Here is a 25,450-nt window from a genome sequence, read left to right as displayed (position 1 = left end):
CCTGGCACACCCTCCTGACCCACCCGCCGAAGGCTCCCGCGCCGACGCCCCTGCCCGTCGGCCTGGGCAATGGTGCGGCCGGACGCGGCGGCCTGGGCCGATGGTGCGGCTGCGGTGCGGCACCCGCCGACCGATCCGGACGGCAGGGAACCGCCGAAGAGGACCCCACCGGCACGTAGTGGCACACCTGTGGCACGACGCCTGAAACGCCGAACCGCCGGCCCGGGAGGAACCCACTCCTGAGCCGGCCCTTCTCCTTGCACCCCCGGGCAGGATTCGAACCTGCTTTCGGCGGTGTGGTCGGAGATCAGGCCGACGACGGCTCGGCAGGTGCCCCGATCGTTAACGTGCGCCACGTTGTCAGCACCACAACTCCCCTTTCCCGTACAACCCTTCAGGCTCACCAGAGGTCATCTCTGAGCTCGCACGTATGTCCTGGAGGGGAACTCATGTCCCGGTCCCATCACAAGCGCTCTCGGCGTCCCGCCGTCCTGGGCGCCACCGCCGTCGCGGCCGTCCTGGCCGGTGGCCTGCTCATCACCCTGCCCGGCGGCGCGAGTGCCGCCGGGTCGGGCCTGGCCGACGACTTCAACGGTGACGGCTACCGCGATCTGGCGACCGGCGCCCCGGGCGCTGTCGCGGGCGGGAAGGCGAAGGCGGGCGCCGTGGTCGTCAACTACGGCTCGTCGAGCGGTATCAGCGCCGCGCGCCACAAGATCACATCGCAGAGTTCCTCCGGCGTGCCGGGCGCCTCGGAGACCTCCGACCGCTTCGGCACCGAACTCGCGCACGGCGACCTCAACAACGACGGCTACGGCGATCTCGTCGTGGGCGCACCGGTGGAGGACGTCGGCGGCGATGCCGACGGCGGTTCGGTCACGATCCTGTGGGGCGGCTCGTCCGGCCTGTCGGGCGGCACGACGATCAGCGACCCGAACGCGTCGGGCCACGACCGGTTCGGCCAGTCCTTGGCGGTCGGCGACTTCACCGGTGACGGGAAGGCCGATCTGGCGGTCGGTTCCACCGGCAAGGACGTGTGGATCTTCAAGGGCGGCTTCACCAAGTCCGGCGGCGCGGCCGGAAAGCTGCGCTTCGACGCGCAGATCGAGTCCGGCGCGTACCCCAGGGGCGCCGTCCAGTTGGCCGCCGGGGACTTTGACGACGACGGGGCGGCCGACGTGGTGGTGGGGTCCGCCGCGGGCAACTTCGTCTACCGCGGCGCCTCGACCGGGCCCACGCTGCAGACCGAGGTGGGCACGGGGTACGCGGGCGCGCTCACCGTGGCCGACTTCGACCGCGACGGGCACGACGACCTGGTCGTCGGCACCGACTTCGTCGACGTCATCTCGGACCGGACGGCGAAGGGCGGCTACGTCACCGTGTTCTACGGCGGTGCGGCGGGCGTCGACACCACGCGCAGCGCCGTCTTCAGCCAGGACACCGCGGGTGTGCCGGGAGCGGACGAGTCCGACGACTCGTTCGGAGGCGCGCTCGCAGCGGGCGACGTCAACGGTGACGGTTACCCGGACCTCGCCGTCGGCGCGGACTTCGAGACCATCGGCTCCGCGGACCAAGCAGGCAGCGTCTGGGTGCTGCGCGGCGGCGCCTCCGGCCTGACGGGGACCGGCGCCCAGTCCTTCGACCAGGGCACCTCGGGTGTACCGGGCGCCAACGAGTCGTCGGACTTGTTCGGCGACGCCATCCATCTCGCCGACCACAACAAGGACGGCCGCGCCGATCTGTCGGTGGGCGCGGGCGGCGAGAACAGCGACGACGGCGCCGTGTGGGTCCTGCGCGGCTCCACCGGAGGTCTCAAGGCCACCGGCGCGGTGAGCTTCGGTGCGTCCTCCGTGGGCATCGGGAACTCGGGGGAGGACCCCATGTTCGGGGACGCCATGTCGGGCTCCTGAGCACGGAGACAGACAGCCGGAAGGGGCGGCACCGGAGGATTCCGGTGCCGCCCCTTCCGTTGTGCCGACTTACGAAGCACGCGACTGCGCCGACCGATCCGCCCAGGGCGAAGCGCGTCAGCTGGGGAAGCTCGGGTGATCTGGGGAGTTGGGCGGTCGACCTGGGTCTTGTCCAGGGTCCGGAACGTCGTGAGGAAAGCTGTACTCCTCAGGTGAAGAAGAGTTTCGGGCTCTACCCGTGTGTGGCGTTCCTGTCGTACGCGTCCTGGTGGCGTCGGACCTCGGTGCCGCGAGGGCACTCCCGAGAACGTACGGCGGTCGGTCGAGGGCTCGCTGCGACGCCTGAACACCGACTACATCGACCTCTACTACCAGCACCGGATAGACCCGGGGACGCCGATCGAGGACACGGCGGGGACGCTTTCCGAGCTGATCGAGGAAGGCAAGATCCGCCACTACGGGCTGTCGGAGGCGGCGCCCGCCACCATCACCATGCCGGGTATCGCGTATCGCCGCTGACGGCTGTGACCGGCCCGTCGCTGTCGATCGCGGCGCTGCCCCCAAGCTGCCGTTTCAGCGGGCCGTACTGTCGCCGCCTGAGCTGCTCTCAGGGGCCAGACGGAAGGATACGTGCACTGCGAGTCGGGCGGGCCATGTCGTGGCGCGTGGCGTCTGCCTGGCGGACAGCGTGGCAGCGGTGAGATCCGCGGTCTCTCCTTCGCTGCCGATGAGGAGCTTTTGACGGACATACCGCTGTACGCGGGCCGGGACTGGGCTGTCGCCAACCGCTCTGACCTGCTTGTACGCGCGGCCTGGGAATTCGTCGGCACTGGGATCGGCACGGCTCTCGTCCTGTGGACCGCCTGGATCAGGTCCTACAGCAGCGGCTCGCGCGACGAGATGAACAGTCCTGACCTCCGGGAATGAGCGGTGAGTTGAGCACCCGGTCCGGTGCAGGCCGCCCGGCCGACAAAGTGGAACGATGCCCGCTCCACGGCGTGTGGGCCCTCGGGTCGCGCGTCGGGTACTCGCCCGTCGGCGTCTCGTCGCCGGTGGTGGGCGTGCCGTCGGACGGTGCGCACAGTGTCCGGGAAGCGGAGTCCGATCCGCACCCGTCGCTTGAGGAGGTGGCGAAGGCGCAGCACGTCCCCAAGGGCGCGAAGGCGGTCGCGGAGTGGTGGCGCGACCTTGATCCGGTCACGCGCGGCATCCTGCTTCAGGAGAAGGGCGACGAGCTGCGAAAGGCGGGGATCACGAGCCCGCTGTACAAGTGGCGCGCTGCTGACGAGGGTTGGTTCCGGAGCGTTCAACACCGAGGACGCCACGGCCAAGGATCTGGGGTACTTGGCCCGCGCGCAGGCCAGCACTACCTGGGTAAGTCGGGTGAGCCGCTGGTCCTGGATATCGACCGCATCCTTATGGACGATCCCGGACCAAGAGATGGGACGGCTGAACAAGAACTGGTCTTGCACAGGAGTTCGACACGCGAGGCAACAGCTCCACGTTAGCTCCACGTACACGTACGACCTGGACAGCGACGCGAAACCGACGGTGAACCCGCCGGACCAAGGACGAGAAGGAACCCGCGGCGACGTCTCCCGCGGCGACGAGGAGAACCGGTGACGATCAAACGAGGTACCCCCCTCATCGCGGCACTGGCTGCCACCCTCTTGCTTTCCGCGTGCTCCAGCCCGGACACGGACGATCGCCGCGTGACCGACGGGCGCACCTCGCAGTGGGACAAGAACGCCGGCGCGCCCGAGGCGTCGGCGTTCATGAACGTGACGGCGCCCAAGGCCGCGACCGAGGTCAAGGGGGCCGTGCAGATCAACCCTCAGGAGGACATCCACCTCCTCTCGTTCGTCACCAGCGAGAAGAACGCCGAAGGCATCGCGAGGGACCTTCGTTCCGAAGAACCGCTGAAGGCGAACAAGGCCGACTTCGCCCCGGACGGCGAGCTCTTCAAGCACCTCGGGCTGGCCGAGCCGCAGACGCTGAAGGGAGCCCGCTCGGCCGGGGTCTGCCCCCCGTGCGTGAAGGACGATCGCCGCAAGAAGGTGCAGTGGATCGACATCTACGTCCAGGCGCTCAAGGACGATCAGGCCAGGGTCTACCTGAAGGCGTTCTGAGCTCAGTCTCAGCCGAGCACGGCACCCAGTTCGGGGAGCTGGGTGCGGGGGGAAGTGGAGTAACGCGTCGGTGTCCAGTCAGAGTGGAGTAACGCGTCGGTGTCCAGTCGCGCTGTTTCGCCGTCACAGTCGACAGGCACTGAGCGCTCTTGGGGCCCCCTGTTCATCATCGGTTCGCCCATGACTGTGTGCCCGAGAAGATCGTGCATCTGGTGAGCCGCCGATCGATTCCCGGTGTTCCCCGTGGTTCCCCGTACAACCTGGCACGCGTCTGGCACGACCCCTTCGTCCTGAACTGCGAGCGGAGCCGCCGCTGACGTCTCTTCGGGCTATCGGCCGGCCTGCTCGGCGTTGCCCCTTGGAAGGCCCTGCTGTTGTCAGTACACGGCTTACTCTTGACTGCCATGTACTTTGCATCGCAAAGTTGGTTCTCGGCGGGCGATCATGCGGCGGTCCGCTCATGAGCGCTGCCAGAGCGCCGGCACAAGGGGGAGATATGGGAACATCCGCACCGAGCAGCGCGGGATCGGAACCGAGAGCGGCCGCGGCCGCTTTGTTGGCTGCGACGGAAGGCCTTCGGGCGAGGACTCGCAGGCAGACCAACGGAGCGTGGACTCCCCTCCTTGGCTTCGGGCTCCTTGCACTGGCGGCCATTCCGGTCGCCCGGTACGCCTTCAACTTCGGAGCCCACGGGCGCTACGTCGGGTCCTATCCGGCCTTTGCCTACGCCGAGTTGACCGGCCTGTGCGTCGTCCACGAACCAGGGACCCCCTGCCTGAAAGGCGAGTTCGACGGAGCCGTCCTGCGCTTCGTGGCATGGGGCGTGTGGTTCGCGCTCCTCCCCCTCGCGTGGTTCGTCTTCGCCCGCTGGTATCGCCTGCGCGGGGAGGCCCGGGGCGTCGTCCCCCGGCGCGGCATGTGGGTCAGCGTGACCGCCGTATCCACCACTGTGATCACGACAGCTCTGGTGGCGCTGCTGTTCGGCAGGAACCAGTCCTGGGAGGCCGTGCTGCTGGAGAACAGCTACGCCTCCCCGTGGTACCTGGCCGGCATCGGACTTCTCGCCCTCGGAATCGCCGAACGCAGCTGGATCGCCGCGGCGGCAGGCACCGCTCACGCCCTGCTGCTCACGGGGTACCTGGGAGCCTCCTGGGGCAGTGGATGGCTTCCCTGGCAGCACCCCGCCCATCCCGGCTGGGCCGACGGACCGCAGTTCAAGGCCTTTCTGCTCGCTGCCATCCTGCTCCTCGCCGGTCTGGGCGAGCGGACAGCGGTCCGCCGCCGGGGCGCGCCCGGTGTCGCGGTTGCGGGTACGGTCGTCCCATGAGCGTCGAAGACTCGGCCGCTACGCAGGACAACCAAGAGGAACTGCATCCCACCCAGGCGCTGGACGACACCGTCCACCAGCGCGTGCGGCTCGGCGTCCTCACCGTTGCCCGTGAAGCCGACCGGGTCGAGTTCAGCTTCCTGAAGAAGCAACTGGCCGTCACCGACGGAAATCTCTCCCGGCACCTGAAGGTGCTGGAGGAGTCCGGAATGATCACCGTGGAGAAGGGCTACGCCGGTCGACGCCCCCGAACATGGGTATCCCTCACCCGTGAAGGTGCGCAGGCCCTGGACACCGAACTCCGGGCCCTACGTGCACTCGTGCTACGCCTTGAGGCTCCCCGTCCCGTGCCCGGCACACCCGATGAGTGATCACCGCTTTAGGGGCGAGGTTGGGGGATCACAGGTCTGACCTGGGAATCCCTGCCATGGGCGAGGTGGGGAAGTACACATCCCGGCGCACCTCGATTCCCCGTGAGTCCCCGCCCGTTCCGGCACGGAAGTGACACGCTCCGCGGCTCCCTCGATCCGGCATCGATCAAGGCTCTTGCTGCTCGCCCGCGGCAGTGTCATCCGCGGAACCTCTGCGGCCTCGCCTGGCTGCCCGAATTCGGTCGATGAAGAGTCCCGCAATTGCAGCCAGGAAACAGATCGCCGCTACGCCGAAGCCCACCCGCAGTAGGGGCGGCCGTCCGTTACCCAACGCGCGGGCGCCGGCCCAGACCGCTCCGGCCATGAGCCCGAGACCCTGTATCCACCATCGCTCATCCTTGGCGTTTGTCATGTACTTAATCAGCGTCATGCGTGATGATCTCACTCGCGCCTACCCACCACTCACCCCAGCCCGCGCTCGCGTGGGCACTTGAACCAGTAGAGAAAGTTGCAACTCAGGCGGTGACGGTGGGCTGTTGGGTCTCAGGTGCTGCTCGATGTGGCGGTTGAACATCGTGGTGTGTGGTGCGGAACTGGTCCAACAGCTCGAAGAACATCTCCATGGCGGACCTGTCGGCCTTCTCGGCCGCGCGCTCAATCTCTGTCGCCCAGCCCAAGGAGCTGGCGTTGGGCATACCTGGCCGGCCCCATAGCCACTCGGAGAATGAGCACTGGTTTCCGGGGGACCAGAAGTCAAAGGGCTCCTCGATGCCGTGGACGCCCAGGGCAACCCGATAGCCGAGCAGCATGGAGTGCAAATGCTGCAAGGAGCTGCCGCGCACCCACATGCCAGGGCGCAGTCGCACTTCCTCCAGGAAGGCGTACACGTCGTGCAGCTCGCCCAGCTGCCTTGGCGCTCGTCTGGCCTTTGCTGTCTCCGTCATACGGGCACCCTAGTGAGGACCTGCCGTTACTGGGGATGGCTGTCGTGGGGCTTGAAGCCATATGCGCAGGCAGGGAGTTCGAAGCCTTGGCGGTAGGCGAGCGGCAAGAACAGCACTGGTCGGATCGTCCATGTGATGCGAGTGCTGGCGTGGGTGACGGAGACCGTGCAGGGCTCCGCGCGTAAGAGGGCTCGGCGGGTCAGGATGCGCCCTTCGTACAGCCAGGACCATGCCTCCTCGGGATCGAGTGCCGGAGAGATGGTGCGGAGCGCGACCGCAACGCATCGGTCGGCCTGCGGTACCGAATACGCGTCGAAGGACGCCCGGAGTGCCGGCCAAGTCCTCTTGACGAGGTCTCCAGCACTCGCACCAGTAGCCCCGCCCTGGCTGGCGTGGACCACGACAGGTATCGGCTGCTCAAGAGGCGGCCGGTGGTGAGTGACCGCTCTCGTTGATATCTGAAGTGGATGTCAAAGGCCCCGGACCGTGATCGGTCCGGGGCCTTTGCCCTTGTGCCCCCGGCAGGATTCGAACCTGCGACACCCGCTTTAGGAGAGAGGGTGGGGTGTCCGGCTACTGACCTGCGGCTTCGATACCTGATGCGGTGGCTGACAACTCGACCGCACGCCACCGCCGTTGACCCTGGGTGACCCCTGGATCTGGCACGGTTGTGGCACGAACCTCAGCCGACGACAGTCAGCCACGACGGCGGGTGCGTCGACCGATCACGCACGCGTATGCCTCGCTGCACCTCAACCGGCCTCAGCCACGCTATCGGGGTTTGTCGTCGACCAGAGCAAGCGGCTACGGCCGGCCCGTGACAACGACCGGGCCCTCAGCTTGGGAAGCGCAGTCGGCAGAAGTTGCGTCTTTGCCTGAGCGGTATAGCTCGGTGCGCCATGAGCGCTACGTATTAGCCCAGCGGGAGCGGTGCTGTCGGACGTACGCAAGGCGGATCCGGTGCTGCGCATGAACCTTCAGAGGTCCGAGATCTTCGCCTGTGGCCGAGTCAATGATGCGCAGTTCGTCCGTGAGGAATCGGCCACCCATGTCAAAGCGGATGTGACAATTCGGGCAGAGACAGAGCATGTTTTCAACTCGGTCGGGACCGTTATGGGGCGCTCCGAGCGCTTGTATGTGCGCACCTTCGCTGTATGAGAAGGGCTGTGCCGGAAATTCGATCTTGGTCCTGCAGAACTGGCAGGTGTTGTCGTACCACACCTTGACCTGGCGTCTGACCTGGGAATCCCGGTCCTGGGCCTGCACTATTGCAGCTCTGCGCCGGACGGGTGTATCGGGGAAGTCCAGGGTGGCGCTCTCTGCGGGCCACGAAGGTTCCACGCAAATGCCGGCCGGATCTGCTTCGGTGGGCACGGCCGAGCTGGTCTTGGCGAGGGGGTTCTCGAGCAGGACGCTAGCCCCATTAGCCAGGTCAGCGACATCGCGAATGGAGCGCCACACCAGGGACCAAGCTGCCTCGATCACGTTCGGCTCGATGGCTGGTGACATCTCTGCGGCGGCGAGTGCCGCTGCCACCCGAAGGGTGTGCTCCCCCACCCTGATCGTGAAGGCGGCATCCCTTGGGGCCGGGCTGTTCAGCAGTGTCGAGTCTTCCAGACTTCTGATCTCGCCCCACATCTCTGCTGCGGCTCGACTCAGCTTCACTTCCCGCTGACTTCCGATCGCCCATTCATACGCGGCGACCAGCTCGGGAGAGGGCCCGGTCTGCACAGTGCGGCCGTGGCTGGGCTGACCGCGGAGCTTGAACGGCAGGAAGCGGGAGTAGAAGGCGTCATCGCCAGGCCCGTACGGGCGCTGCTCCCAGCTCATATCCGAGAGTCCCCAGAGGACTCCCACCGTGGGCGGTATACGGTCCAGCTCCTGCTGGGCAGGGGTCCGCTTCTTTGCGCCGATCCACAAAAAGTTGCTTCCATCCCACGCCTGACGCAACGCGTAGTTGAGCTCCCCCTGGAGTCGCTGCCTACCGGCCGGGGTCCGTTGAAACGGAGAACTTTCAAGCAACGTGCTCCGCGGTGCGGGAGTGTGCAGGGAGGGGTAGCGGCGGGCTGATTCCACTGCGCTGAGGAGGTGGGCCTCGCTGGTGACTGGGTGGCGCCCCGCCAGCGATGTGAAGTAGTCCCGCACGCGCAGTGCACGTACCACGCTCTGTGCCAGCCCATCGGACGGATTCGAGCTGTCTCCGACAAACGCAGTCCACACTAGCGTCGGACGCACTCCCGGCAGGTACGAGCGAACCTTCACGGTGGGCGCGATCGCGGTCGACCACACTGAGATGGCTGCCGCATACATCTCTTCGGCCTGCAGGTCGTCTGATGGGCTCAGCTGACGCGCGAAGTCCCCGATGGGGCCGTGCAGGATGACTCCGTCACTGGGCACCGTTTCTCCTCTGTCCATGGGGCGGCGCGGCCTCGCAGGCGGCCGGCTCCGCAACATGATCTCGTGCGGATGGTGCGCCGATCATGGGAACTGCAACCAAAACTGCAACCACGGAACGACGAAGGCTCCGACTGTGATCCGGTCGGAGCCTTCGTTTGCCCAGGTGGGCGGCTGCGGAGGATACGAAATTCGAACTCGTGAGGGGTTGCCACCAACACGCTTTCCAACTGTGTTGGTGGGGTGAGGGGCTGCGTCCAGGTGCGTTCACCTTGGTTCATGGGCGGTCGGTCGTGGGAGTGGCTACCGGCTTCGGTCCCGTCTGAACGGCCTTGCACGGCGCTGAATGAGACGGAAAGTGAGACGGGTGGGTGTGGCAGGAGTGGTACGACGTACTGTGTCGCGGTGTCGTGGTAAGGCAGAGTGCACGAGATGTCGAGGGGGGATCGTGAGGGCAGGAGATCGCGAGTCAACGTCTACAACGAGGCGTACGAAGACGGTGCTCCGCCGAGCGGCAGTACACCTCGCCGCTATGCATCTGAGCGGAGCGCTGCTGCTGCTCACCTTCCTTGTGCCACCGGTCTGGGTTCTGGACGCCTACGGGGCAGCCCCGGCCAATGATCCTTCGGCGGACGTGCCGCCTTTCATGATCTTCCTGGCTGTCGTGTTCGGCTGCGTGAGCTTCCACATGGTGGTGCAGATCCCCTCGGGACTGCTGGGTACTTGGCTTGGTCGGAACCGTACGGCCAGCGTCAGTTACGTGCTCGTCCTGGTGGTGGCGAGTGTGCTCACGACCGTTCTTCTGTGGGGAGCCCTGGGGGCTGGCAGCGCCGCCCAAATCCTTCCTTTGTGGGCCGACTTCATGGCGCGCGGCTCGTTGGCCATGGCTGCGTATGTCTGGCTGAGCCGCCACCTCCGGACTCGGCTTGTGCAACGATCTGTTGCCAGGTAGCGACCTCAGCTTGGGAAGCTCGGGTGATCCAGGGGACGCTGGACGCCTCACCTGCGAGGGAGCGCCCTGACGCCCCTCCGGCGCGTCCGACTTCGTAGCTGCTGTTCCCCGTGGCTCCCCGCTCGTTCTGGCACGGCTGTGGCACGGGGAACATCTGATCCGTAGCTCTATACCGGTCAGTCGATGACTTCCTCGTCGCCCCCTCCGTGTGGCTCACTCCTCCCCATCCCTGTTCAGGTACAGCGGGGAGGAGAGGTGCGTGTCCAGGTCCAGGAACCACATGGTGACGGCGTGTTCGAACTTCGCGCAGGCGTTGAGGTGCTGGGCGGTGAGGTGGGCGACGTACCGGGCGGCGGGCGTGCTGTACCGGGGAGGCTCGTCGGTGCCGGTCGGCAGGTCGTTCTTCAACGAGAGGATCGCCAGCCACCGGCCGTTGAGGAGGTCGGTAGCGAATGAGTGCAGCATCTTGCGGGCTTCGCCCATGCCGTGTTCGGACGCGAGGTGGCGGATCTCGTCGGCGTCGAAGCCCTTGAAGGCAATGTCGGGGATGCCGGACAGGTTTTCGCGGAAGCGGGCAATCGCCTCCAGCTCGGACGCGGTGAACGGGTCGGTCCCGGACTCGTACTTGGACAGGTCGTCAATGCCTGTGTCAGCCATCGTGCTCCTTCGGTGGTGCTACGAGGGTGGGACGGGGTCAGCCGAGGTAACAACACAGGTGCAGGCTCGGCCGCTCCTGTAGGGGCGTGATGCCGAGGACAGTGAGGGCGGCCTGAGCAGCGAGCAGCCAGGGGCTAAGAAGGCGCTGGGGGCAATCGCTGCCGCATAACTCCTGACCTGGCGTTTCCGGGTGACTGAGCGCAAGAGTTCGGCGTCCTCGACACGTATTCGGCAGGAGGGGTTCCGAACGTTTATCGGCCAGGGGCCGAGTGAAGTTGGTGGAGCGAGTTGACCTGCCCAATCCAGAACTCGAGTCTCGCCGTTGCGGAGGAGTCCTTGGGGAGCAGGTCGAGCCGCTGCGCGAGCGTGTAGAACCCCGGCCCGGCGTCGTTCGCACCGAGGTAGTGAACCAGTGCAGAGATCATGAGCCCGCTCTTTGGGTAGTCCTGTTCCACTATCAGGCCAAGCAGGTAGCCCATGGCGGCACGTTCGTCCGCCTGCTCGAAGTCGAAGCCGGGAAGCCCTGTCCGCCGGGCCAGCACAGAGTTCATCTCCGTATAGGTCGTGACCTTGTGGAGCTGTGCCCGTTCAACGAGGAACTTCAATCCGGCATCGGTCAACTGCTCCCATGCCTCGTCGCTTCGGCCGTACATCGCCACCCCCTGCACTCGCGGTCCAGGCATCGAGTATGCCGATCTGGCTGCCACGATGGGGCGGCTTCGATCGCACGCGGCTCCGGAGGCCGTTCCGCCTTGTGGTGTTCTTCCTGGCCAGCGCGCCGACATAGGCCCGTTGCAGATGGCCTGTCCACGAATAGTCCAGGGAACTGGAGGCCCCTGGGGCGCACAGCTAACCAGCCGATCGGAAGCCTCATCGCGTCGTGCAGTCACGTACGTCCGTCCATGAACCGCAGCCGCCTCACATGCTGCCGACGTGGCGGGAGGGCAGGGCGCCCGGCTCCTGGTCGGCAGTGGACGCAGCACCACCGGGATCTCTGCGGTAACCAGTACCTCAAGAGATCGGCCAGTGCTAGCATGATCGCTTATTGTAGCCACAAAATGGCAGGGAGTAGCGGATGCGAATTGAGTGTCTACGTTCGAGCATCTCCAGCGGGGGTAAGGTCTTCCCAATTTACATAGGATTTGCTTCCGCTGCCGACATCTCTAACATCGCGATTGCTCCAGCCTTCACTCGGCAGACCGACCATCAACAGATTGCAGCAAACATCACTGCTCAGCCCGTTCGGGATTGGCAACGGCCCATCAACTATGACCGTGTGGATCAGATCGCTGAGGTTTTCAATAACTCTGGCGCCCTAATGCCTAATCCGGTGCTGCTTGCAAAGAACGCCTTCACGTCGGGCATTAGCATCCGACCCAAGCGTATCGACTCCACTTCGTACAGTACAGGCACTTTCATTGTTGATGTTCCGGAGGATGTCAAAGATCCTTCTCAGAAGCCACTTTGGATTCTCGACGGTCAGCACCGAATTACTGGGCTGAGTAGATCTGCGCAATCCGGGGACCCTGTTCCCGTTGTACTGCTACTCGACGATGGCAGCAATGCTTATAGCAGCCCGCTGCTGGCCAACCTATTCGCCCAAGTGACAACGGCGGCTACCAAGCTGGACGAGCTACATAATGAATGGCTCACATACGCCTTTAACCTGGGAAAGTATGCGACGAGCAGAAATGCTAGCGATGCCGCGAAGCGGGCCTTCGAAACTGTCGTAGAGCTGTGTCGTACACCTGCATTCCGCGGTGAGGCGAACCCATTCTTTAATAACGTGCAGTTCAATGAGCACCGGCCAGCTAGTCCGACTTTCGGTGGGTTTTCCTTTAAGTGTAATGCGCTCGGCGACCTCGTAAGTCGTCACTACTATAATCTGCCCGTTCAGCATCGGGTTCATCTGAACCCGTCGGAGCTGGCGGCCGAGTTGAGCCACGCCTACATTGCGCTTCATCAAACGGTCGGGAACCATGCCTCGTCGGTCTTCTTTGGGAAAGCCCAAAGTCAGCAGACCATCATGCAGGAGGCCTTTCTTGTTGGTGTTCTTGCACGAGCTTTGACCTATGGGTCGACGGCGGATTACAGATCTCTACTGCAAGAACTTAAGTTCCAAAATACTAACTGGGACTTTTCGTGGGTTCGCGCCCTTAGCGGACCGGCTAACACGGTCAGCAAAAGAATCGCTCGGAATGTTCTCGAAGATGCACTGGTTAGGGGTGCGCTCCCCGAGGCTAGCGGAAACCTGGCCGATCATCTTAAAGGAAACGGGGCCGCGGTCGTTCTTACGTTTAGCCGACTAACGCCAGCCGGCCGCCCGGCTAAGCAAGGGAAAGAGCAGTACAAGATGTTGCGGGGCGCAACTGGCAGCCATAATGCGGGAACGACGACACACGTAAAAGCAACTGAGCAAACATCCAACGTCGGCGACTTTGAGATTCTGGACGCGAAAACGGTGGGGCGCCCGTTGCGGTACAAAGAAATTGAGGGGAGGGGTTTGTGCTTGAATGGAGAATATTCGAATCCCCTGGAAATCGTGGTCGTAATGAAGCACTATGGCGATCTGTCTAGCCAGTCGGAGCTACAGATCAACTGGTGATTGACGTAGATGTAATGCGCCAGCGCTTCAGTGGCGCCTTCAGTTATCTCCAGTTGGTGAATGAGCTTGAGGGCATCTCCGTCGACACTTGGAAAATTCGACACATGGATGCACGTGCTCTGCGATCCCTTCCGGAAGCTCTTGCTCTAATCAATCCGATTGTTGCGCCTATCTCGCGAGACGATTGGACTAGGTGTGTTGGACCTCGTTCCTTCAATATCGTTCGTCCAAGAAGCACTCATTGCGCTTCTCGCGTCGTATGGGGGTATGAATGCCCACAGGTTCGCGTAGGCCATCAGATTGATCACTTTTGGCCCTACAGCCTAGGTGGGCGCAGCGTCGTAGAGAATGGTCTCTGGCTTTGCGAGATTCATAATCGAGCAAAGTCGGACGATGTTCATTTTTATGCCTGGGAGGAGGGGCGATTCCCGTCTTGGCTCTCCATCACTCTCGCCCATGTTGAATCTCGATTGCAGTGAAAGCGTGAAATCCTCCGATGTGTGTCTCTGGGGCACGGGTTTGGCGCGACTGGCAGGTCCATCCCTGGCCTGTCTGGAGCGGTGCGGAGACTCCTCTGGGATCCAGACCACGCTCGGGCTCTGTCGATGGCCAGGGGATGACCTGCCAGTACTGACCACGCGTTACTCCTTCAACCAAGCGCACGCTTTCCAACTGTGTTGGTGGGGTGAGGGGCTGCGTCCAGGTGCGTTCACCTTGGTTCATGGGCGGCTGGCCGCCGGTGCGGGGACGGCTCCGAATCTCGCCTGAACGACGGTGAACGGGGCTGAATGAGACGGAAAATGAGACGGCCGTGCGTTCTCCAGTCCTTCTTGCTGCCTTGGTTGGCCCGAGAGGAGGTCGCGGAGGTCTTGCTGGCCAAATAGGCATACTTGTCCGGCTTCTTGGCGCGTCCTCACACTTCCGGCATGGTGTATCGGTGCCGTGCGCAGACCGACGACGGGACATTATGCAAGAACCGAGTGACCGGCCCAGACGTGCGATGTCACCACCATCGCGGTCGGCCGGCCGGACGCGTCCCCACGCCCCGTAAACGACCTGCGAAGCGTGCCCAACCCCCGCTTCGAGCACCGCGGCAGTCGGCCACGCCCAGGGCCGCCACTCGACCCCAACGACGCCCCCAGCCTCCAACACAAGCCACCCGAGAGCGTCAGAGAGCGGAGGAGGCCGCGCGACTATGCCTGGACGTCGTCGAACACGGTGGCACCGCGGTCATCGCTGAGCGCGCGTCTGCCTACGTCTCGGACGAGACGTGGAAAACGCTCGTGAAGCGCCATCGCCGGAGAGGCTGTGATGACCTCGCCCAGTTGGCGCGCAGCATCCTCAAAGGCAAGGATCGGTTGCATGAGGCCGTTGGCCGCGCAGCAGGCGGCCTCTTCGGCTTGCTGGGTCGCCCCAGGATCGAGCGGGTCTTTGCGCAAGAGCTGGCCCGGAGGATCCCACTGCCGGTTGATGCGAAACTCTCGGCAGCTGCGCGGGGCTTGCAGATCGCGGGTATCTACATCTGCATCGTTGGCAACAGAGACCTAGCCGACTGCGCCTGCCTGCGAGACGTGCTCAAGGTCGAAGGCAAGGAACGTCTACAGCGACTGATACAGGGCGCGATGGAGGACTGGAAGGGGCTTCCTCGACGCATACGCGATGGCGTAACCGAGTTATGAGAGTCCGACTGCGGGGAGGTGCGTGACCCCTAGTGCTGACTCTTAGCTTGGGAAGCTTAGGTGCTCTAGGCGCGGGAGCACTGCTGACCTGCGGCGGAGTGGATTCGGCCCCTGGCGATTCGTCGACTGGTTCCCCGGTGTTCCACGTGGCTCCCCGCACGATCCGGCACGGGTCTGGTACTGACCTCATCGTCTGAACCACTGCTGAGGCCGTTGGTGCCCGGTGGGCTGGCCACCAGGCCACCGTGGAATTCGCGGGTGACTGCCGTGTGCCAGACGCTGTACTCCGTTGAGCACACCAGGGCCCGCGCTGTGGCTGGCGTCCAATTTGATCACATCGAGAGGACTGCATGGGCTGCGCTTGGGCCTACGTACTGATCATCCCGAACCCGGAGAGCTACGTTCTCGTTACAGCGAGGGTAGACGATCTATCGGTTGGTGAAAGATCCTCGTAGCGTGTGCACCTAGCTTCAGGGGGAGGGCAACACATGTTGAGCACAAGTGCGGAGGTGCCAGCAGAGCCGCTGAGAGGCGACCTGCGAGAGAAGGACCGCATGGAGATGCTTCAGGAGGGCTATCTGCGGGCCGTAGCGGCAGCTTCAGGTTGCACCATGGCGAAGCCGGAGCCGGATGATGGCATTGACTGGCAACTCACTCACTCTTCAGACTCACATGAAGTCGACTGCCAAATTGACCTCAAAATACAATTAAAGAGCACCTGGACCTCTCCCGCTTCTCCGTCTAGCGGGTTCGTGTCCGTGAATCTTAGTAATGATCGACTTGAGATGATGGCACGAACACCGGTAATGGTGCACAGAATCCTAGTCGCCATGATTGTGCCAAAGGACATCGCACGCTGGGTGGAGGCGAGTCATGATTACTTCGCGCTTCGTCATTGCGCGTACTGGCGGAGCTTATCCGGCGAAGTGCCAAGCGGAAGAGAACACACTGCGGTCCGGGTAACTACGTCGAATATTTTCGATGATGTCGCGCTCTGCGGCATAATGGAAAGGATCGGAAAAGGGGGAATGCCATGAATTCCCCGAGCTACAAGGAGATCGCGTCTAGCATCTCAGATTCTCAGCTGGCGTTAATTTTGGAGCGCAGTGGTTGGGAAAGATTCGGAGGGCAGGAGAGCCTATACAGTCGCTGGCGTCCGAGTGGTGAGAGGGGCGTCGGTGGACTGCTACTACCGCAAGACTCGGGAGTTGCAGACTATGCGGAACTACTCGCCCAGGCGGTAGCTCAAGCGTGGAAGCTTGGAGATGATCGGGTTCGATCTCTTCTTGAAAAGGCTGTTGTCACCAGTACCCTAGGTGACGAGATTAGATTCCAGAAGGAAGCGCAAACGCACCACGGAACCATTCAGTGGCTGGCAGGGGAGGACCTGTATTCTGCCGCCCGTAAGTCAATGGTGGTGGCGGCAAAATCGCGCAAATCGAAACTTGCATATTTCGGGAATTCGAATTCTCATCTCGCTCGCTCGTTTCTGGATTCCGTTTTAATGGGGCAGACGGAAGTCGGAAGTTACGTTGTTACTGCCTATGCGCCACCAGACGAAGTTTTTACCGAGAAGAAGCTCAAACCAGGCGACACAAGACCGTTGACGGGCACCCACACCGGCCGGGACATCACGCGTGGATTGGTGCACGTGCTTGAGACTACCCGTGAGGTCGTGGACCATTTTGCAGATACTGGATCCACGTCGGGCTTTATTGAAAGCGTGGGTCGTGGGTTCTGCTACGAGATTACTCATGCCGTGCGGGATCTGGTTAGAGATTCACGCGGTGGTGAGGTTCGCGTTGAGATGACAGTAGCGGCTGATCTATTCGAAGAAGTGCACACTGAGTCTCACAGCCTGGAATTTTCGCCTGCTGATTACCCGATTCTCGAAAGAGCTGGCAATGTGCTGGCAGCCACGTCAAGGCCTCAGCGAGTGACAGTATTGGGTTCCGTCACCCTTTTGGAGCGACCTAATCCGGGCAGGCCAGGTCTGATTAGGCTTGATGTTCTGGCGGGAACTGCAGCGCGGAAGATGAGGGTTAGGCTAAATGCCGAAGATTACGACCTCGCTATGGATGCGCACCGAGATAACATGGCGCTTAAGATCACTGGTCGACAAGAGATCGAGGGGCGCTATTACTGGCTCTACGCCCCAGAGCAAATCGAACTTATTCCCATGGAGATCGTTGAGGGGAACGCTGGTTCCCCAAGCTCAGAACAGCACCCGTTGTTCTGATTTTGCTTGCTCGTCTCACCTCGGTGATTCGTCAACCTGACTGGTGCTTAATGGGTCCTGCCGGAGGGGCCCGGAACGCCAGGCAACATTTATGCTGGTTGGCAATGTCGGCCACGCTACTAGATCGCCAAGCTTGGACAGCTTCATAAAGGCGGAAAGTGGTGGCGCTATGTCTGATGTTTCTGATCCGAACGACGAAAGTGAAATGGACAACGAATCCGAGGGGGATCCTCTATCTGGCTGGAGCCGGTTCGCGGCCGGATTTACGGGACTAGCTTTATCTAGCGTTGGTGCAGCAGCCGTCTTTATGACAAATAATCAGGCGGGCTCCGTCGCGCTCATTCTGGGTGGGATCGTGTTCCTACTCATGCTAGTAAGCGGCAATCCGCTTCTTAGCTTCGGGCACGGCGATACCCAAATGAAATTCGCGACCAAGCGGAGACGTGAACGAGCTATTGAAGAGGCTCGCGAGGCATCTCCTCAGGAGGCTCGCCGAGCGCTTGATGTCCTAAGGACGGTGGATCCTGGTGCAGGCAGCGATGTCAACTTTATGCGGACCTCTGCGCTGGTTTACGAGCGTCTGATCGTGGCCGAACTCACTCGACTCTTTCCTGAGTATGGTGTCCTAGAGCAGGGCGTAGACCTCGGCGCAGACTTGAGGGTTGTTACGCCAGACCAGAGGTCAGTTTCTATTGAAATGAAGTATCTGACCCAGAAAAGCTTTGTTTCAGCGCAATATGTAAGACAGTTGCTCGGAATGGCTAGCATTAGCGTGGAAGGTCATTTGCTCGTAAGTAATAGAGCGCTGACACGCCCGGCCGCCGAACTGTTATCCGATGCTCGTAGGCGGGGCATCAAGGTGGAGTTTTCGCGTTGGAGGGACGAGCAGGATAATGGCGACCTTTATGAGGCTGTAAGTGCTTTGCTCCATGCTGATGGCGGTGCCTCGTAAAGCCGTGGAGCCGACCGCCCAAGCCACGACGTACCCCTTTCTCTGGCATCAGCGGCTGACTGCTGAGAGCGCGGCGCGGGCGGCGGCTGGGCTGGAGCGGGGCGGAGACAGGAGCGCAGGCCCGGCCGGGGGCCGGGCCGCGCGCGGGGAGCGGAGCGAGCCGCCTTGAACCAGTAGAGAAAGTTGTAACTCAGTCGGTCACGTGGGGCTTTGTCTTGTCTCGGTTGATGCTTGACGTTGTGGCTTCACCTGATGCTTGACACCGCTTGCCTCGGCTTGGCTGTGCGCGTCTGATCCGCGTGCAGGGAGGGCCGGGGCCGTGCTGGTGGAGTTGAGCGTGGTCGAGCAGCGGTATCACGCGGTGATGGAGGTTGCTGCGGGAGTTCCGGTCACTCAAGTCGCGGCCCGGTATGGGGTGTCGAGGCAGTCGGTGCACTCCTGGGTGCGCAAGTACGAGCAGTCGGGTCTTGCGGGACTGACGGACCGGTCGCACCGGCCGGCCTCGTGTCCGCACCGGATCGCGTCGGAGGTGGAGGCGGTGGTCTGTGAACTGCGGCGCCGGCATCCCACCTGGGGTCCGCGCAGGCTGGTGCACGAGTTGGAGCGCAGGGGCCTCGCACCGGTGCCCTCCAGGGCGACGGTCTATCGGGTTCTGATCCGCAACAGTCTGATCGAGCCGGGGGTCCGCAGGCGTCGCCGGTCGGATTACCGCAGGTGGGAGCGGTCGGCGGCGATGGAACTGTGGCAGATGGACATCGTCGGCGGACTGCTGCTGGCAGATGGCGGCGAATGCAAGATGGTCACCGGGATCGACGATCACTCCCGGTTCATGGTGATCGCGAAGGTGGTCCAGCGGGCCACGGCCCGCGCGGTCTGTTCGGCCTTCGGGGAAGCGCTGGTGCGGTTCGGAGTGCCCGAGGAGGTACTGACCGACAACGGCAAGCAGTTCACCGCCCGCTTCTCTCCCGGCAAGCCGGGAGAGGCGATGTTCGACCGGATCTGCCGGGAGAACGGCATCACCCATCGGCTCACGAAGCCGCGGTCCCCGACCACCACCGGGAAGATCGAACGCTTCCACCAGACCCTGCGGCGTGAACTCCTCGACCAGCAGGACCCGTTCACCGACCTGGCCACCGCGCAGGCGACCGTGGATGCCTGGCTGGAGGAGTACAACCGGATGCGGCCTCATCAGGGACTGGACATGGCCGTCCCGGCCAGCCGCTTCGTCCCCCGGCCGCGGGCCGAGCAGGATGCCCTGCCGGTGAGGCTGCCCGCCCGCCTCGACCCGGTCCCCGCGCCGGCATCGGCGGAGCCGGAACCAGCGACGGTGCCGCGGGCCTGGCCGATGACCGAAGGCGAGGTCGGCGCGATCGAGGTGGACCGGGTGGTTCCCGCGTCGGGGAACCTGAGCCTGCGCGGGCAGCAGATCTGGTTCGGCCCGGCCCTGGCCGGCACCACGGTGACCCTGCGGATCGACGTGAACCGGCTGCACGTCCTGATCGGCGGCGGCCGGCACAAGACGCTGCCCTCGAAGCTGTCCGGCCGTGACCTCAAAGCCCTGCTGGCCGGCGGAGACGCCCGGCCCGCCGGACCCTGGGCCGAGGAGCCCGGACCGGCCAGGGACACGAAGGGGACGGTGGAGGTGGACCGCACCGTGAACGCGGTCGGCTACGTCGGCCTGGGCGGCGACAAGGTCCTGATCGGCTGGCCGTTCGCCGGACAACGGGTCACCCTGCGGCTGGACGGACGGGTCCTGCAGGTCCTCGACGAGCAGCGCGTCCTCAAGGCCACCCTGCCCAGCCCGCTGCCGGCCTCGGCCTGCGGGCGCCTGCAAGGAAGCCGTCCGGCCGGACCGCCTCCCCTGCTGCCGCCGCCCGCCGAGCAGATCGCCGAGCGGACCGTCAGCAGCGTCGGCGGCTTCATGGTCGCCGGACAGCGCATCCAGCTCGGTCGCGGCTATGCCCACCAGGTCGTCACCGCCCACCTGGCCGAGGACGTCATCCGCGTCTTCCACGGCCCCGAGCTGATCACCACCGTCCCGCGCGTGACCAGGAAGGAGGTGGTCGTCCGCAAGTCCGGCGAACACAACCGCCGGAAGATCGTCTAGGGCAGACGTCAAGCATCACCCGACGCCAACCCGTCAACCATCAACTGAGACTCGACACGGTCACGTGGGGCTTGAAGTCATATGCGCAGCACGGAAGTTCAAGGCCTCGCCGGTGGGCCAGGGGTAGGAAGAGCGCTGGTCGGGCAGTCCAAGTGATGCGTGTGCCGCCCTGGTTGATCGTGACAGTGCAGGGCTCCGAGCACAGGAGAGCTCTCCTCGTCTCGATGCGGCCCTCGTACAGCCACTCCCAGGCTTCGTCGGAGGCTCTGGAGTCCAGTGCTGGCGTGATGGTGCGCAGTGCGATCGCTATCCAGCGGTCTGCCTGTCCGGCGGAGTGGGCGTCGAAGGAGCTGTGAAAGGCCGGACTGTCTGCCTTGGTGAGGTCTTCGGTCCAGCATTCGCACCAGAAGCCGCGGGTGTATCCGTTCACGAGGTCACCCCGGGCGGGTAGGCCACGAGGACGTAGCGCGTGTTCTCGTCGTGCAGGGTGAGTTGGTAGGCCGTGCTTGTGGTCAGGTAGGCGAGGGCTCGTTCGTGTTCCGTCTCGTCCCTCAGCCAGTAGCGGCCCGGCTGGGCGTATGCCATGTCGAGTTGGTCCGTGACGTTCCTCGTGCGTTCGCGGAGCCACCGCAGTGCCAGGCGGGGGCTCGTCGCATCGTGAGCTCCCAGGGGGATGGAGCTGGTCTCGTGCAGCGGGTAGGCCGTGGCCCAGCAGCGGTACGTGCCGTCCTGCCCCGCCGCGGCTAAGTCCTCGGGAGTGGTCGAGGTCAGCACGGGTGGCCTCCCGGGCGGGCGCTCGTGAAGAGTTCTGCGGTGACTGTGTGGCCGGCCTGGCTGTCGTGGATCACGACTCGGTGGGCGATCGCGCTGACCATGCCGAGGCCTCGCCCGTGTGTGGCGTTCTGGTCGGCGTGCTCGGTCTTCGGTGCCGTCCCGGTGCCGCCGTCGTCTGTGACTGACAGGGCGACGACCTGGGAGGAGACCGCGAGGGCCAGATGGAAGCTGCCTGACTGCTGTCCGCTGGCGGTGTGGAGGATCGCGTTCGCGCTTAGTTCGCTCACGATCAGTTCGGCGTCCTCGGCTAACGGTGAGCCGCGCAGGATGTCCCGCGTCCAGCGGCGGGCCCTGCTGACCTCTTCTGGGAAACCTGGGCAAGTGAGTCCCCAGACCCGCGCAGTGCTCGTATACTCGTGCATACAAGTTCCTTCGTGCTGGTAGGCCGCCATGTGCAGCGGGTTCGGGCTAGACGAGTTTCACGCCGTCGTGGGCGCGGATGGCCGGCGGGGATGCCGCGTCGAGTGCGTCAAGGACGCGGATCGCGTACGCCTCGTCGGCGAGTTCGGTGACTTCTTCGCGGGTGGCCCAGCGCAGTGCGTAGGTCTCGTCCCCGGTGGTGGGTGTGCCGTCGGCGGCTTCGCATCGGAAGACCAGCGAGACGATCAGGCCCGTCATGTTCTTGTAGACGCCTGTGAGGGTCGCGGGGAGCGCGATCTTGATGCCGGTTTCTTCGAGGACTTCGCGCTGAAGGGCCTCGGGGAGGGTTTCCTCCCGCTCGACGATGCCACCCGGAGGTTCCCAGTGACCGTTGTCGCGACGCTTGATCAGCAGGGCTCGGCCCTGGTCGTCGACAATGACTCCGGCAACGCTCACGGAGTGCGGGCGGTCAGTGGTCACGTTCCTCGGCCTTCTCGGATGGCTAGGCTCTCCACCGTAGCAACAACACTCGCCCACTCGTCTAGATACCTAAAGGAGTACTCGTGACCTCACTCCCGACCAGTCTGCTTGGCGACCTGGACCCCACGAGCGATCGTGCGGTGTTCCGGCAGATCGCCGACCAGCTGCGCGAGGCCATCGACCGTGGGCGATTCAAGGAGGGCGAAAAGCTCCCCTCGGAAGCTGAGCTCGTCGAGCACTACGGAGTGTCCCGGATGACCGTCCGGAACTCCTTCTCCATCCTCCAGGGCGAGGGGCTCGTCCATGCCGAGCACGGAAAAGGCGTCTTCGTACGACCACGGCCACCCGTGCGGCGACTAGCCTCCGACCGGTTCGCCCGGCGCCACCGCGAACAAGGGAAGTCCGCGTTCATCGTCGAGGCCGACGCCGCCGGAAGTCACCCGCAGGTGGACAGCCTGGAGGTGAAGGAGGAGAAGGCCAGCCAGGACATCTCCACCCGGCTCGGCTCCGTACGGCGCGTGCTCGCCCGCCGGCGCCGGTATCTGCTCGACGGGCGTCCGGTCGAGTTCGCCACCTCGTACCTTCCGCTCGACATCGCCCGGGACACCCCGATCGCCGAGCCCAATCCCGGTCCCGGCGGCATCTACGCCCGTCTTGAGGAACTGGGCCACCGGCTCGACCACTTCGAGGAGGAGATCCGGGCCCGGATGCCCTCGCCGTCCGAGGTCAAGACGCTCCGGCTGGCCTCCGGCGTGCCCGTGATCCACCTGATCCGCACCGCGTACGACACCGAGGGGCGGGCCGTGGAGGTCTGCGACACGGTCATGGCAGCGGACGCGTACGTCCTGTCCTACCAGCTCCCGGCGACGTGATCGGTGTGAGGAGCGGGTGATCCGCGGTGGTGCGCGGGGCCGCTTCCCGGAACTCGTACACGCCAACAGGCATACTCGTATAGACGAGTGGGCAAGTTGTGTGGCAGGGTGGTCGTCGTTCCCGGAGATCGGGTTCGAAGGCTGCATCTTGTATAGACGAGTAGATGGGAAGAACTCTTGCGCACCATCCGTGTGGAGACCTCGGCCGCGACGATCCTGCTGACCGAGGCGCCCGAGCCCAAGGTCCGCGACCGGCAGACCGGCGAGATCGCCAAGGACATCAACAGCGGTGAGGCACTGATGACGATCGGCGTCGTCTACATCGAGGAAGGAGAGTCCTCCCTCATCAAGGTCACCGTTCCTGAGAGCGGTGTCTCCGAGGGGCTCGCGCTCGGCGCTCCGGTCTCGCTGCCGGGGCTCGTGGCCCGGCCGTGGGAAAGCGTGTTCAACGGCCAGCAGCGGCACGGCATCGCCTACCGCTCCGCCGCCGTCACTCCGGCCGCGTTCCCGGCCGCCATGGGGGCCACGGCCTGATGACCGATCTGGCAACGCTTCTGGAGGTGGGTGGTCCCGTCGCCGCGCTCGGCGGCGGGGCTGCCTACACCCGGGCCAAGCACCCCGGCGTCTACTGGTCCACGGTCGGTCTCCTGATATCCACGGCCCGGCTGCTCAGCTCCTACAGCTCCGTCATGGAGGCCTGCGGCCTGACCGTCGCTCCCTCCCGGCTGCGGGTCCTGGCGGTCAAGGCCACCACCCGACGGGAGATACGCCCCGTACCGCCGCGTCGGGGAATCATCCGGCCCACTTCGACCGGGTTACGGCTTCGTCTGCGGCTCGCTCCCGGGCAGGAACCCGCCGACGTCGCCGCCTCGGCCGAACGGCTTCGGCATGCCTGGGGCGTTCACGCCGTGTACGTCACGACCGTCAAGCCCGGTGTGGTCGAACTGCGGCTCGTCGGCTTCGATGTCTTGCGGCGGGTACGGATGCCGCGCAAGGTCGATGGCGGGTTCCTCAAGGTGCCTGTGGCGCTGCGGGAGGACGCGACTCCCTTCGTACGGGACTACCGCACCGTGCCTCACCAACTGACCCTCGGCGCAACCCTGTCCGGCAAGTCCATGTACCTGCGGCATCTCGTCGCCGGACTCGCCCCGCAACCCGTCGCCCTGGTCGGCATCGACTGCAAGCGCGGTGTGGAGCTGGCGCCGTTCGCCGCCCGGCTCTCGGCACTGGCCACCGACCCCGAACAGGCGGCCGAGCTGCTGCCGGTGCTCGTCAAGGAAATGGAGGACCGATACGACCTGATCAAGGCCCGGCAGGGGATCGCCCCGGACGCCCCCGACGAGGAGATCACCTCCGACATCTGGGGCCTGTCCGAGCACGAACGCCCCGTCCCCATCGTCCTGTTCGTGGACGAGGTAGCCGAACTCTTCCTCGTCGCTACCCGCAAGGACGAGGACCGACGCGACGAAATGGTCACGCAACTCATCCGCCTCGCCCAGCTCGGCCGCGCCGCCGGTATCTACCTGGAGGTCTGCGGGCAGCGCTTCGGCGCCGAACTGGGCAAGGGAGCGACCATGCTCCGGGCCCAGTTGACCGGCCGTGTCTGCCACCGCGTCAACGACGAAGCCTCCGCCAAGATGGCGCTCGGAGACATCGCCCCCGAAGCCGTCTCCGCCGCGTGCGCCATCGCTCCCGAACGGCCCGGCCTGGCCGTGGCCGGTGACACCTCCGGCGGCTGGTCCCGCATCCGCACCCCGTACCTCTCCCTCGGCGACGCCGCCGAGATCTGCCGCCAGGCGGCCCACCTGGTGCCCGACCTCCCCGCGCTCAAGCGCTTCCGGTCCGACGTGCCCGTACGGCCCGTCGACACGACGAGGGCCCCGGTACTCCAGCCGCGCCCCGTGACCGACTGACACTCGCTCCCTCCCCACTCCGGTCGGCGTGACCGTCTCGCGCCAACTCCCTACCCCTGCCATGCCTGAATCCGGAAGGAGCCGCAGCATGCGCGCCCAACTGGCCCGTATCGACGCGGTACTCGTACAAGCGCTCATCGCCGCAGCACTGTCCTTCGCCCACCTGCACGACGTCGCCTCGGCCGCCGGTCAGGACGGATGGAAGGCCTGGGCGTATCCCATCTCCGTCGACCTGCTGCTCGTCGCCGCCTGGCGCCGGTTGCGGACCGGCGACGCGAAAGCGGCTGGGTGGTGCTGGTTCGTCATCGCGCTCACCGCGTCCCTCGGAGCCAACGTTGCCACCGCCGGGCTCCTCGACCTGGACCAGGTGCCGGCATGGCTCCGCATCCTCGTCGCAGGCTGGCCCGCGGTCGCCTTCCTCGGCGGGACCCTCCTCGCCCACTCGGCCCCGGGTCCGGTCCCGCACGAGGACACCGAGGACGAGCAGGACCAGGAGGACGCGCCCGATCCCGCCCCGGAGCTCCCCACGCAACCGGCTCCCGAACCGACCCCCGCTCCGCCTGCCGTAGCCGTCCCGGCCGCCCTGGTCGAGCACGCCCGCAAGGTCGCCGCCGAACACCACACCCGTACCGGAACGGCCATCGACACCCCGACCCTCCGCGCCCGGCTCGGCGTCCCCGCGCCCATGGCCGACGCCATCGCCGCCCACCTCTGAAAGGAGATCC

General features: G+C 64.7%; 25 protein-coding genes and 2 pseudogenes. 18 read left to right on the top strand and 9 right to left on the bottom strand.

Going from position 1 to position 25,450, the window contains the following annotated elements; all coding sequences use genetic code 11:
• Positions 1-449: 449 nt before the first annotated feature.
• The 7 genes and pseudogenes from SAVERM_RS19390 to SAVERM_RS19360 all read left to right on the top strand — a co-directional run bounded on the left by SAVERM_RS19390 (position 450) and on the right by SAVERM_RS19360 (position 5,737).
• Entirely contained in the window at positions 450-1,910 is a 1,461-nt protein-coding gene (locus SAVERM_RS19390; protein WP_037644741.1) for an FG-GAP-like repeat-containing protein, read from the top strand.
• Positions 1,911-2,180: 270 nt separating this feature from the next.
• A pseudogene (locus SAVERM_RS19385) lies at positions 2,181-2,399 on the top strand (aldo/keto reductase); the annotation flags it as partial.
• A gap of 249 nt (positions 2,400-2,648) precedes the next feature.
• On the top strand, positions 2,649-2,837 hold the full coding sequence (locus SAVERM_RS19380; RefSeq protein WP_052082283.1) for a hypothetical protein: 189 nt from the start codon (positions 2,649-2,651) through the stop codon (positions 2,835-2,837).
• On the top strand, positions 2,834-3,418 hold the full coding sequence (locus SAVERM_RS19375) for a hypothetical protein (protein ID WP_237528830.1): 585 nt from the start codon (positions 2,834-2,836) through the stop codon (positions 3,416-3,418). Before SAVERM_RS19380 ends, SAVERM_RS19375 begins: the two co-directional genes overlap by 4 nt.
• Positions 3,419-3,622: 204 nt before the next feature.
• Positions 3,623-4,039, top strand: a complete 417-nt coding sequence (locus SAVERM_RS19370; RefSeq protein ID WP_037645098.1) for a hypothetical protein — start codon at positions 3,623-3,625, stop codon at positions 4,037-4,039.
• A 733-nt stretch (positions 4,040-4,772) separates the two neighbouring features.
• On the top strand, positions 4,773-5,366 hold the full coding sequence (locus tag SAVERM_RS19365; protein ID WP_237528828.1) for a hypothetical protein: 594 nt from the start codon (positions 4,773-4,775) through the stop codon (positions 5,364-5,366).
• Positions 5,363-5,737, top strand: a complete 375-nt coding sequence (locus SAVERM_RS19360) for a winged helix-turn-helix domain-containing protein (RefSeq protein WP_042493285.1) — start codon at positions 5,363-5,365, stop codon at positions 5,735-5,737. The genes SAVERM_RS19365 and SAVERM_RS19360 overlap by 4 nt, the downstream gene beginning before the upstream one ends.
• Before the next feature lie 515 nt (positions 5,738-6,252).
• Here the strand turns inward: SAVERM_RS19360 and SAVERM_RS19355 are convergent.
• The 3 genes and pseudogenes from SAVERM_RS19355 to SAVERM_RS19350 all read right to left on the bottom strand — a co-directional run bounded on the left by SAVERM_RS19355 (position 6,253) and on the right by SAVERM_RS19350 (position 9,078).
• The gene (locus SAVERM_RS19355; RefSeq protein WP_010985178.1) at positions 6,253-6,681 is read right to left on the bottom strand and encodes a hypothetical protein; all 429 of its coding nucleotides are present in this window, start codon (positions 6,679-6,681) and stop codon (positions 6,253-6,255) included.
• Between the two features lie 26 nt (positions 6,682-6,707).
• A pseudogene (locus SAVERM_RS45950) lies at positions 6,708-7,071 on the bottom strand (hypothetical protein); the annotation flags it as partial.
• Between the two features lie 516 nt (positions 7,072-7,587).
• Entirely contained in the window at positions 7,588-9,078 is a 1,491-nt protein-coding gene (locus SAVERM_RS19350; protein ID WP_107277516.1) for an HNH endonuclease, read from the bottom strand.
• A gap of 529 nt (positions 9,079-9,607) precedes the next feature.
• Here SAVERM_RS19350 and SAVERM_RS44830 point away from each other — a divergent pair.
• Positions 9,608-10,027 (top strand): hypothetical protein, encoded by a 420-nt coding sequence (locus SAVERM_RS44830; protein WP_237528826.1) that lies wholly within the window; start codon positions 9,608-9,610, stop codon positions 10,025-10,027.
• A 213-nt stretch (positions 10,028-10,240) separates the two neighbouring features.
• On the opposite strand, the gene SAVERM_RS19340 is transcribed toward SAVERM_RS44830, so the two are convergent.
• Together SAVERM_RS19340 and SAVERM_RS19335 are read right to left on the bottom strand one after the other, a co-directional pair.
• Positions 10,241-10,684 carry a hypothetical protein gene (locus SAVERM_RS19340; RefSeq protein WP_010985176.1) on the bottom strand — a complete coding sequence of 148 codons (444 nt, stop codon included), beginning with the start codon at positions 10,682-10,684 and terminating at the stop codon, positions 10,241-10,243.
• A gap of 251 nt (positions 10,685-10,935) precedes the next feature.
• A complete protein-coding gene (locus tag SAVERM_RS19335; RefSeq protein WP_010985175.1) occupies positions 10,936-11,337 on the bottom strand; it encodes a hypothetical protein in 402 nt (133 codons plus the stop codon).
• Positions 11,338-11,759: 422 nt separating this feature from the next.
• On the opposite strand from SAVERM_RS19335, the gene SAVERM_RS42415 reads away from it, so the two are divergent.
• From SAVERM_RS42415 to SAVERM_RS19325, 6 genes are all read left to right on the top strand, one after another.
• Positions 11,760-13,289 carry a ParB N-terminal domain-containing protein gene (locus SAVERM_RS42415; protein ID WP_010985174.1) on the top strand — a complete coding sequence of 510 codons (1,530 nt, stop codon included), beginning with the start codon at positions 11,760-11,762 and terminating at the stop codon, positions 13,287-13,289.
• Between the two features lie 1,283 nt (positions 13,290-14,572).
• Positions 14,573-14,968 carry a recombinase family protein gene (locus tag SAVERM_RS19330; protein WP_037644746.1) on the top strand — a complete coding sequence of 132 codons (396 nt, stop codon included), beginning with the start codon at positions 14,573-14,575 and terminating at the stop codon, positions 14,966-14,968.
• Positions 14,969-15,522: 554 nt separating this feature from the next.
• Positions 15,523-16,005: a DUF4365 domain-containing protein gene (locus tag SAVERM_RS40215; RefSeq protein WP_159028997.1), complete on the top strand. Its 483-nt coding sequence runs from the start codon at positions 15,523-15,525 to the stop codon at positions 16,003-16,005.
• Complete coding sequence (locus tag SAVERM_RS42410) at positions 16,002-17,207, top strand: hypothetical protein (protein WP_010985173.1); 1,206 nt, start codon at positions 16,002-16,004, stop codon at positions 17,205-17,207. Before SAVERM_RS40215 ends, SAVERM_RS42410 begins: the two co-directional genes overlap by 4 nt.
• A 133-nt stretch (positions 17,208-17,340) precedes the next feature.
• Positions 17,341-18,159, top strand: coding sequence for a hypothetical protein (locus SAVERM_RS42405; protein ID WP_137865211.1), 819 nt, complete (start codon positions 17,341-17,343; stop codon positions 18,157-18,159).
• Positions 18,160-18,490: 331 nt separating this feature from the next.
• Positions 18,491-20,266 carry an IS481-like element ISSav5 family transposase gene (locus SAVERM_RS19325; RefSeq protein ID WP_078234480.1) on the top strand — a complete coding sequence of 592 codons (1,776 nt, stop codon included), beginning with the start codon at positions 18,491-18,493 and terminating at the stop codon, positions 20,264-20,266.
• A gap of 40 nt (positions 20,267-20,306) precedes the next feature.
• On the opposite strand, the gene SAVERM_RS44825 is transcribed toward SAVERM_RS19325, so the two are convergent.
• The 4 genes from SAVERM_RS44825 to SAVERM_RS19305 are packed head-to-tail and all read right to left on the bottom strand — an operon-like array spanning position 20,307 to position 21,916.
• Positions 20,307-20,696 carry a hypothetical protein gene (locus SAVERM_RS44825; RefSeq protein ID WP_010985171.1) on the bottom strand — a complete coding sequence of 130 codons (390 nt, stop codon included), beginning with the start codon at positions 20,694-20,696 and terminating at the stop codon, positions 20,307-20,309.
• A complete protein-coding gene (locus SAVERM_RS19315) occupies positions 20,693-21,040 on the bottom strand; it encodes a hypothetical protein (protein ID WP_010985170.1) in 348 nt (115 codons plus the stop codon). The genes SAVERM_RS44825 and SAVERM_RS19315 overlap by 4 nt, the downstream gene beginning before the upstream one ends.
• The gene (locus SAVERM_RS19310) at positions 21,034-21,462 is read right to left on the bottom strand and encodes an ATP-binding protein (protein WP_010985169.1); all 429 of its coding nucleotides are present in this window, start codon (positions 21,460-21,462) and stop codon (positions 21,034-21,036) included. Before SAVERM_RS19310 ends, SAVERM_RS19315 begins: the two co-directional genes overlap by 7 nt.
• Positions 21,463-21,508: 46 nt before the next feature.
• A complete protein-coding gene (locus SAVERM_RS19305) occupies positions 21,509-21,916 on the bottom strand; it encodes an NUDIX hydrolase (RefSeq protein WP_037644753.1) in 408 nt (135 codons plus the stop codon).
• Between the two features lie 107 nt (positions 21,917-22,023).
• On the opposite strand from SAVERM_RS19305, the gene SAVERM_RS19300 reads away from it, so the two are divergent.
• From SAVERM_RS19300 to SAVERM_RS19285, 4 genes are all read left to right on the top strand, one after another.
• Positions 22,024-22,812: a GntR family transcriptional regulator gene (locus SAVERM_RS19300; RefSeq protein ID WP_010985167.1), complete on the top strand. Its 789-nt coding sequence runs from the start codon at positions 22,024-22,026 to the stop codon at positions 22,810-22,812.
• Between the two features lie 177 nt (positions 22,813-22,989).
• Positions 22,990-23,346 carry an SCO3933 family regulatory protein gene (locus SAVERM_RS19295; RefSeq protein WP_010985166.1) on the top strand — a complete coding sequence of 119 codons (357 nt, stop codon included), beginning with the start codon at positions 22,990-22,992 and terminating at the stop codon, positions 23,344-23,346.
• Entirely contained in the window at positions 23,346-24,725 is a 1,380-nt protein-coding gene (locus SAVERM_RS19290; protein WP_010985165.1) for an FtsK/SpoIIIE domain-containing protein, read from the top strand. Before SAVERM_RS19295 ends, SAVERM_RS19290 begins: the two co-directional genes overlap by 1 nt.
• Positions 24,726-24,813: 88 nt before the next feature.
• Positions 24,814-25,440 (top strand): DUF2637 domain-containing protein, encoded by a 627-nt coding sequence (locus SAVERM_RS19285; protein ID WP_010985164.1) that lies wholly within the window; start codon positions 24,814-24,816, stop codon positions 25,438-25,440.
• Positions 25,441-25,450 lie beyond the last annotated feature (10 nt).

This window comes from Streptomyces avermitilis MA-4680 = NBRC 14893, assembly GCF_000009765.2.
Lineage (GTDB): Bacteria > Actinomycetota > Actinomycetes > Streptomycetales > Streptomycetaceae > Streptomyces > Streptomyces avermitilis.
This window is presented reverse-complemented; position numbering and strand designations above follow the sequence as displayed.

Bases quoted from the DNA above. Each gene is read 5' to 3' on its own strand.
- SAVERM_RS19390 (WP_037644741.1), top strand. From the start codon at position 450: ATGTCCCGGTCCCATCACAAGCGCTCTCGGCGTCCCGCCGTCCTGGGC.
- SAVERM_RS19375 (WP_237528830.1), top strand. From the start codon at position 2,834: ATGAGCGGTGAGTTGAGCACCCGGTCCGGTGCAGGCCGCCCGGCCGAC.
- SAVERM_RS19360 (WP_042493285.1), top strand. From the start codon at position 5,363: ATGAGCGTCGAAGACTCGGCCGCTACGCAGGACAACCAAGAGGAACTG.
- SAVERM_RS19355 (WP_010985178.1), bottom strand. From the start codon at position 6,681: ATGACGGAGACAGCAAAGGCCAGACGAGCGCCAAGGCAGCTGGGCGAG.
- SAVERM_RS44830 (WP_237528826.1), top strand. From the start codon at position 9,608: ATGCATCTGAGCGGAGCGCTGCTGCTGCTCACCTTCCTTGTGCCACCG.
- SAVERM_RS19340 (WP_010985176.1), bottom strand. From the start codon at position 10,684: ATGGCTGACACAGGCATTGACGACCTGTCCAAGTACGAGTCCGGGACC.
- SAVERM_RS19335 (WP_010985175.1), bottom strand. From the start codon at position 11,337: ATGTACGGCCGAAGCGACGAGGCATGGGAGCAGTTGACCGATGCCGGA.
- SAVERM_RS42415 (WP_010985174.1), top strand. From the start codon at position 11,760: ATGCGAATTGAGTGTCTACGTTCGAGCATCTCCAGCGGGGGTAAGGTC.
- SAVERM_RS40215 (WP_159028997.1), top strand. From the start codon at position 15,523: ATGGAGATGCTTCAGGAGGGCTATCTGCGGGCCGTAGCGGCAGCTTCA.
- SAVERM_RS42410 (WP_010985173.1), top strand. From the start codon at position 16,002: ATGAATTCCCCGAGCTACAAGGAGATCGCGTCTAGCATCTCAGATTCT.
- SAVERM_RS19310 (WP_010985169.1), bottom strand. From the start codon at position 21,462: ATGCACGAGTATACGAGCACTGCGCGGGTCTGGGGACTCACTTGCCCA.
- SAVERM_RS19290 (WP_010985165.1), top strand. From the start codon at position 23,346: ATGACCGATCTGGCAACGCTTCTGGAGGTGGGTGGTCCCGTCGCCGCG.
- SAVERM_RS19285 (WP_010985164.1), top strand. From the start codon at position 24,814: ATGCGCGCCCAACTGGCCCGTATCGACGCGGTACTCGTACAAGCGCTC.